This window comes from Mycobacterium sp. (assembly GCF_049608025.1).
GTDB lineage: Bacteria > Actinomycetota > Actinomycetes > Mycobacteriales > Mycobacteriaceae > Mycobacterium.
In genome coordinates this window covers 100,551-107,211 of sequence record NZ_JBMYXC010000007.1, presented here as the reverse complement: position 1 = coordinate 107,211, position 6,661 = coordinate 100,551, and the positions used below count along the sequence as shown (strand labels likewise).

7 protein-coding genes are annotated in these 6,661 nt (G+C 66.2%); 4 read left to right on the top strand and 3 right to left on the bottom strand.

Features of this window, described 5'->3' with window-relative positions:
• Window positions 1-111: 111 nt before the first annotated feature.
• A complete protein-coding gene (locus ACPGXI_RS04470; protein ID WP_526650212.1) occupies window positions 112-915 on the bottom strand; it encodes an SDR family oxidoreductase in 804 nt (267 codons plus the stop codon).
• A 118-nt stretch (window positions 916-1,033) separates the two neighbouring features.
• Here ACPGXI_RS04470 and pat point away from each other — a divergent pair, with 118 nt between their 5' ends.
• Entirely contained in the window at window positions 1,034-2,032 is a 999-nt protein-coding gene (gene pat, locus ACPGXI_RS04465; protein WP_526650210.1) for an acetyltransferase Pat, read from the top strand.
• Window positions 2,033-2,079: 47 nt separating this feature from the next.
• On the opposite strand, the gene lpqN is transcribed toward pat, so the two are convergent.
• Complete coding sequence (lpqN, locus tag ACPGXI_RS04460; protein ID WP_526650208.1) at window positions 2,080-2,763, bottom strand: envelope biogenesis lipoprotein LpqN; 684 nt, start codon at window positions 2,761-2,763, stop codon at window positions 2,080-2,082.
• A 308-nt stretch (window positions 2,764-3,071) separates the two neighbouring features.
• Between lpqN and ACPGXI_RS04455 the strand changes: the two genes are divergently transcribed.
• Together ACPGXI_RS04455 and ACPGXI_RS04450 are read left to right on the top strand one after the other, a co-directional pair.
• Window positions 3,072-3,731, top strand: a complete 660-nt coding sequence (locus ACPGXI_RS04455) for a DUF5642 family protein (RefSeq protein WP_526650206.1) — start codon at window positions 3,072-3,074, stop codon at window positions 3,729-3,731.
• Window positions 3,732-3,759: 28 nt separating this feature from the next.
• Window positions 3,760-4,440: a DUF5642 family protein gene (locus ACPGXI_RS04450; protein ID WP_526650204.1), complete on the top strand. Its 681-nt coding sequence runs from the start codon at window positions 3,760-3,762 to the stop codon at window positions 4,438-4,440.
• Window positions 4,441-4,551: 111 nt separating this feature from the next.
• Here ACPGXI_RS04450 and ACPGXI_RS04445 read toward each other — a convergent pair whose 3' ends face one another.
• Window positions 4,552-5,166, bottom strand: coding sequence for an alpha-ketoglutarate-dependent dioxygenase AlkB (locus ACPGXI_RS04445; RefSeq protein ID WP_526650202.1), 615 nt, complete (start codon window positions 5,164-5,166; stop codon window positions 4,552-4,554).
• 131 nt (window positions 5,167-5,297) lie between these two features.
• On the opposite strand from ACPGXI_RS04445, the gene arcA reads away from it, so the two are divergent.
• Window positions 5,298-6,557 carry an arginine deiminase gene (gene arcA / locus ACPGXI_RS04440; RefSeq protein WP_526650200.1) on the top strand — a complete coding sequence of 420 codons (1,260 nt, stop codon included), beginning with the start codon at window positions 5,298-5,300 and terminating at the stop codon, window positions 6,555-6,557.
• Window positions 6,558-6,661: the final 104 nt, after the last annotated feature.

Sequence of the window (6,661 nt, the reverse complement as noted above, 5' to 3'; positions counted from 1 at the left end):
CTCGTTCGCATCGAGAAGGTCAGGGGTTCGAATCCCCTTAGCTCCACCACCTTTGGGCGGTTCGGGATGAGCCTGCTGCGTGTTGGTCGATCCCGAACTCCGAAGACGGTCTCAGCCGGCGGTCGTGGAGATGCCGCCGTCAACCGGGATGACCGCCCCGGTGAGGTAGGAGCCCGCCCGACTGGCGAGAAAGACGGCAATGCCTGCCATGTCGTCCCCGCGCCCGATTCGGCCCAACGGCGCCGAGGCTGCGATCGCGTCGCCGAATTCTTCCAGGGTGGCCGCCATCATCTTCGACTGAAACGGTCCTGGCGCAACGGCATTCACGGTGATGTGCTGTGGTCCGAGTTCCCGGGCGAGCACCCGCGTCAGCTGATGCAACGCCGCCTTGCTACTGGCATAGGAATAGACGGGCAGGGGGCTGACACGAATGCCGTCGATGCTGCCGACATTGACGATCCGGGCGGGATCATCGGCGGTGCCCGCCTCTCGGAGGGCCGGTAACAACGCCTGAACCATCCAAAACGGCGACTTGATGTTGAGATCGAGCACCTTGTCCCAGGCGGAGTCCGGGAAACTCTCGATGGGCTCACCCCACGTCGCGCCGGCGTTGTTGACCAGGATGTGCAGTTGGTCACCGTCGGAGGCGACGCACTCGGCCAGCCGCAGGCATTCGTCGTGTTGAGACAGGTCGGCCGCAATGGCTTGCACGTCGCCGAACTCGGACAGGTCGGCCTGCGCCTGTTCACACGCGTCCCGCTTGCGGGAGCAGATCACCACACTGGCGCCGGCCTGCAGTAGCCCGCGTGCCATCATGAGGCCGATACCGCGGGTGCCCCCGGTGACCAGCGCACGCTTCCCGGTGAGGTCGAATAGCTCTGCGTGGGTGCTGAATCGAGGCCCGGTCACTGCCATCTTGCCCTCTCTGGCTGAGTATGCCCGCCCGTATCGTTGAGCCTTGCCCGGGCTCGTCGATGATATCGGCCGCAAGGCTTCCTTGCCCGCCCGCACCAAGCCGCCGTAACCTCGTGACGTGTCCGGCCTGACCGTTGTGCAAGCCGATGAGCTCGCCGTCTTGGAGGTCTTCGCCGAGACCCCGGTGGCGGCGCTGATCCCGTTGGCCGCGCAGTTGCGGCCGCTGAAGGCCGTTGCGGGTCAGGTTCTGATGCAACAGGGCGAGTTGGCCGTGTCCTTTCTGTTGATCGAATCCGGCCGCGCTGAAGTCTCCCATGTCGGCTCCGACGGTCACGACACTGTCATCGAGGTGACGCCGGGCTTGATCATCGGCGAGATCGCACTTCTGCGTAATGCGCCGCGTACCGCGACCGTGATGGCCACCGAACCGCTGACCGGATGGGTCGGCGGCCGGGAGGCCTTCGCGACCATGCTCGACGTGCCAGGAATCATCGACAGGCTGGTCCGGACGGCGCGCCAGCGCCTCGCCGCGTTCGTCACGCCGATCCCGACAACGATGCGGGACGGTACCGTCCTGTATCTACGCCCGGTGTTGCCCGGCGACATCGAACGCGCCGCCAACGGCCCGGTCGAGTTCTCCGGCGAGACGCTCTATCGGCGTTTTCAGTCGGTCAGGTCACCGTCGAAGACACTGATGAGCTACCTGTTTGAAGTGGACTACCTGGAACACTTCGTGTTCGTGCTGACCAACGGGCCCGACGGTCCGGTGGTCGCCGACGCACGTTTCGTGCGCGACGAAGGCAACCCGGCCGAAGCCGAGGTCGCATTCATCGTCGGTGACGCATACCAAGGCCGGGGAATCGGCACTTTCCTGCTAGGCGCTATCGCGGTGGCTGCGGGGGCCGAAGGCGTGCAGCGCTTTACCGCGCGGGTGCTCAGCGACAATCAGGCAATGCGCGCAATCCTCGATCGCTTCGGCGCGACCTGGCAACGTGACGATCTGGGCGTCGTCACCACCGAGATCGACGTGCCCCAACCCAAGGACCTGCCCATCTCGCCCGAGCTGATCCGGCAGATCCGCGACGTTGCCCGCCAGGTCATCCGGGCGGTTGAATGACTTCGGCCCCGGTGGCCGCGCTCGTGTCGAGGCTCTGAGGCTCCGGCTCAGGGCGTGATCGTGGTCTCGTCGTCGATGAGCTTGGTGGCGTCCATCAGCGGCCTCGCCTGTTCTTCAGTGCCGTCCGCGTTGAGCTGCAGCACGTAGAGGTCGTCTCCGCTCGGGATGACCACCGTCTTCTGCGCGATCATTCGGTTGACGCCGTCCCTGACGTAGAGGCCACCGATCTGCGTCGCATCGAACCCGCCGAGCGCGCTGGGCTTGCCGGTTTTCGGCCCCTCGAAGTCGGGCAAGTTCTGGATTTCGCCGGCCGCAAGGTCGAGAATCGCGGCCGAGTCGACGTCGCCCGTCAGCTTCGAGACGATCGCGATGATCGTCGGCGGGTCCTGGGCCATAGCGGGGTCACCGGTGAAGAAGATGCCGGCGTATGCCCATTCGGGCGTCTGGCCGCCCATGTCTTCCCATCCTGGAGGGAAGGGCAGATCGATGGTCGGGGCACCGGGGTCGCCCCGGTTCACCACGGTCTCGGTGATGTTGTTATCTCTGATGTAGTCGACGATGGTCATCGCGGGCCCCGCGGCCTCGGCCGATGTGGTGGGAGCCTCGCTGCTGGTGGTCGCCGACGTCGTCGCCGACTCCTCCGTCTGGGTGTCCGAGCCGCACCCTGACAGGCCGATTCCGAGGGCGACCGCTGCGATGGCGATGACGCCGGTCCGCATGTTGGTGGTCATGTCGTCTCCTGTATTCCTCGGCCCGTGGCGTCGACGCGATCTGCGCGCGACCAAAGCCGGATCGCAGGGCAGTTTACCGCCCGTGCCCGACTTCTTACAGAAAGGCACCCCCATCTTCTTGCAGATGCCGCTCTCGTGCGTCGTTCCGGCCGTTCGAGGGCGTCACGCCCGTGGTGTGCGGCCGATGCCCGCTGCACACCGAGCGCTTCAGGCGAACCTGCCCCCGAACTGGAGGCGCCTCGGCACGACCCCGGCGCGGTCTGAGCGTCGCGCACTAACCTCTGCTGACCGCGTGGTATCAACAGGTCGTGAGGCTGCTCGCCGTACTTGCGCTGGCGCTATTGGGCACCGGATGCGGGCAGTCGCAGCAGTCAGTGGCCACGTCGTCCGCGGGGGAAGCGGTCTCCCGGCAGATCGACCCCACGAGAATTGATCGAGCCCGCGACCAACTCCCCAACGGGTATGAGGTCGCTGCCTACGCCGGACCGCCCGCGCCGATCGCGTTATGGAGCTTCGGGGACGAGGCTGTCGCCGAGCCCTCACAGTGCCTGGCGCTGGCAACGCCCGCAGTCGATTCCGCGACGACGAGGGGTTGGTCGGCATCGGGGCCCGGCGGGATCGTCTATGCCGTGGTCGCCCGATCGAGCGACCCGAAGGCGCCCGACCCGGCCTTGCTCGCCCGGTGTGAGCAGTGGACGTTGACGTCCGGGCGCGCCACCGGGACCGTGACCGCGCATCCCGGGCCCGTCGTCGACGCCGCTCAGACCGTCGCCATGAGCACCGTCGTGACCATCGTGGTCGAGGGAGGAACGGAAACGCGTTCGCGCACAGAAACGTTGGTCGCCTACCTGACGGACTATGTGTGCTTCGTAGCGCTGATCACCGACCCCGGATCGTCCAGTCCCACCCTCGGCGCCGTATTCGCGACCGACCTGCTGAAGACTGCCTTGTCGGCGATGCGTGGTTGAGCCGTCGTCCACGGGTACATTTGCGGCGATGTCCAACGCGAAGAGGACGCTGGCCAGTCTGTTGGCGGCAGCCAGCGCCGGACTTTCGGCGGGGTGCGGTTCGGGCCAGGACCTGGACCTCGCCGACGCCGACATCGCCAACGTCGCTGACATCACGTCCAGCTTCGGTCCGCCGTTCACGGTAAGCAACGTCGGACCGGCCGCGATCGACCCGCGTCTGCTCGGCCCGCAGACCTTGCCCCCGGGCTTGAGCTTCCAGCCCGAGGTCTGTGGCGCGTCGGCCGGCCGACAGGCGGTGCCAGCCGGGGTGAAGGGCAACATGGCGGCGACAACCGCCGAGGGCGAGGGCGTGCGCTACATCGTGATCGCTCTCGAGACCTCTGAACCAGTGCCGGTCGAGACTCCCACCGAACAGTGCCACACAGTGACATTCAACGGCCCCGGGGTTCGCGGCACGGTCGAGGTGGTCGAGGCGCCCCGCGTCGAGGGGGCGCACATCGTCGGCACCCACCGCGTGCTGCAGACGAACGCAGGCGGTGAGGCACGAACCGGCGAGCTCTACAACTACGTCGCAGGCTTCGGCAATTTCATCGTGATCGTCACCGCCAATTCATTGGTGCAACCCGACGCCCCCATCGTCCCCGTGGACACGCTGCGGGCCCGCGAGCTGGTTACCCGGGCGGTGGCCCTGGTCCAAGGTGGCGGCTGAAGCAGCGAGGCGCAGTGCCGAGCCCGTTAGTCGTAGCGCACCTGTTCGTAGCGCACCTGGTTTGAGCTCACCCAGTCGTAGGGCAATGGTCGTCGCGCACCTGGTCGCAGCTCACCGTACGTCGTGGGGCCGGAACTGGATGCTGATGCGCGCTCCGGTAGGCCGCGCGGTCTTCGGGATGGAGTGTTCCCAGGTGCGCTGGCAGGATCCGCCCATCACCAGCAGGTCCCCGTGACTGTGTCTGAGTCGTAGCGCGGCTCCGCCCCCGCGTGGCCGAAGCGCGAAAACCCTTGTCGCGCCCAGGCTCACGATCGCCACCATAGTGTCCTCTGCGCTGCTCCGGCCGATGTTGTCGCCATGCCAAGCGACGCTGTCGTTGCCGTCGCGGTAGAGGCACAGCCCAGCTGTCACGAACGGTTCGCCGAGTTCGCCGGCGTATGCGTCGTTGAGGCGTCTCCTGAGTTGCGTGAGTCGGGGATGGGGCGGCGCTGCGGATTGATCTCTGAAATCGTAGAAGCTGACTAGGCGCGGAACATCAAGGACTCGGTCGTACATCTGGCGACGCTCGGCGCGCCACTGGACCGAATCGCGTAGTTCGCCGAACAGTGAATCGGCTTGCGAGTCGTCCTGAGGCAGCCACCCGGAACGAATCTCGAGCCATGCGCCGTCGCCGAGGTTGCGCCGATCCGCGTGATCGAACAGAGAGCTTTGCAGTGCCGGCTCCATGGGGCACAGCCTATCGCACAAGCGTTCGAATCACCTGGATCTCGACATGAGGCGACTGGGCACTTCCCTGCTCGGTCGCGGCGTATCACGTCGATCGTCGCTGCGGTCGGGGTTCACTTTTTGTTGCGACTATGTGGTTTTTCGAGTTGACCGTTGGGTTTACGGTGCTAGATGTGACAGAGGCTGTGTTGGGCTGCAATTCGGAGGTTGGCACGCTGCGTGCGGTCATCCTGCATCGGCCTGGCCTCGAACTGCAGCGGCTGACGCCACGAAACAACGACACGCTGCTGTTCGACGGTCTGCCATGGGTGGCCAAGGCGCAGGAGGAACACGACGCGTTTTCAGCGCTGCTGCGCTCTCGAGGCGTCGAGGTGCTGCTGCTCGGCGACATGTTGACCGAAGCGCTCGCCAACAGTGGTGCAGCGCGCATGCACGGCATCGCCGCAGCCGTCGACTCTCGGCGACTGGGTTCGCCACTGGCCCAGGAGCTCTCTACCTACCTGCGCACACTCGACGCAGGTGCGATGGCCCAGGTGCTCATGGCCGGAATGACATTCGATGAGTTGCCGTTTGGGAAGAACCAGAAGAACGAACGGTCGCTGGTGCGCCGCATGCACCACGGCGGGGACTTCGTCATCGATCCGCTGCCGAACCTGCTCTTCGCCAGAGATTCCTCGGTGTGGATCGGTCCGCGGGTTGCCATCACGTCGCTGGCATTGCCCGCGCGAGCCCGCGAGACGTCGCTGACCGATGTGATCTACGCGCATCACCCGCGGTTTCTCGGCGTTCGCCGCGCCTACGAGTCGCGATCGGCGCCTGTCGAAGGCGGCGACGTGTTACTGCTGGCGCCCGGCGTGGTGGCGGTCGGAGTGGGGGAGCGAACCACACCCGCAGGCGCCGAGGCGCTGGCGCGAAGCCTCTTCGAAGACGACCTCGCCGACACGGTTCTGGCGGTGCCGATCGCCCAGGAACGGGCCCAGATGCACCTGGACACCGTGTGCACGATGGTGGACACCGACGCCGTCGTGATGTACCCGAACATCGTGGACTCGCTGACCGCGTTCACAATTCGGCCCGCGTCCGATGGTGTGAAGATCGATGAGGCGGCGCCGTTCGTCGACGCCGCGGCCGACGCGATGGGCATCAGCAAGCTGCGTGTCATCGACACCGGACTGGACTCCGTCACAGCTGAGCGCGAGCAATGGGACGACGGCAACAACACGCTGGCGCTGGCACCGGGCGTTGTGGTGGCCTACGCGCGAAACACCGAAACCAATTCTCGGCTAGTCGATTCGGGTATCGAAGTGCTGACGATCGCGGCCTCCGAGTTGGGTACCGGTCGAGGTGGGCCGCGCTGCATGTCGTGCCCGGCAGCCCGCGATCCGCTCTAGCCGCCCGGGTCGCTCTAGCCGCCCGGGTCGCTCTAGCCGCCCAGGCCAAAGTGCCCCAGTGTGCCCCCTGCCCCAGTTCGCCGTGTCAACTCCGAGCGTGAAGC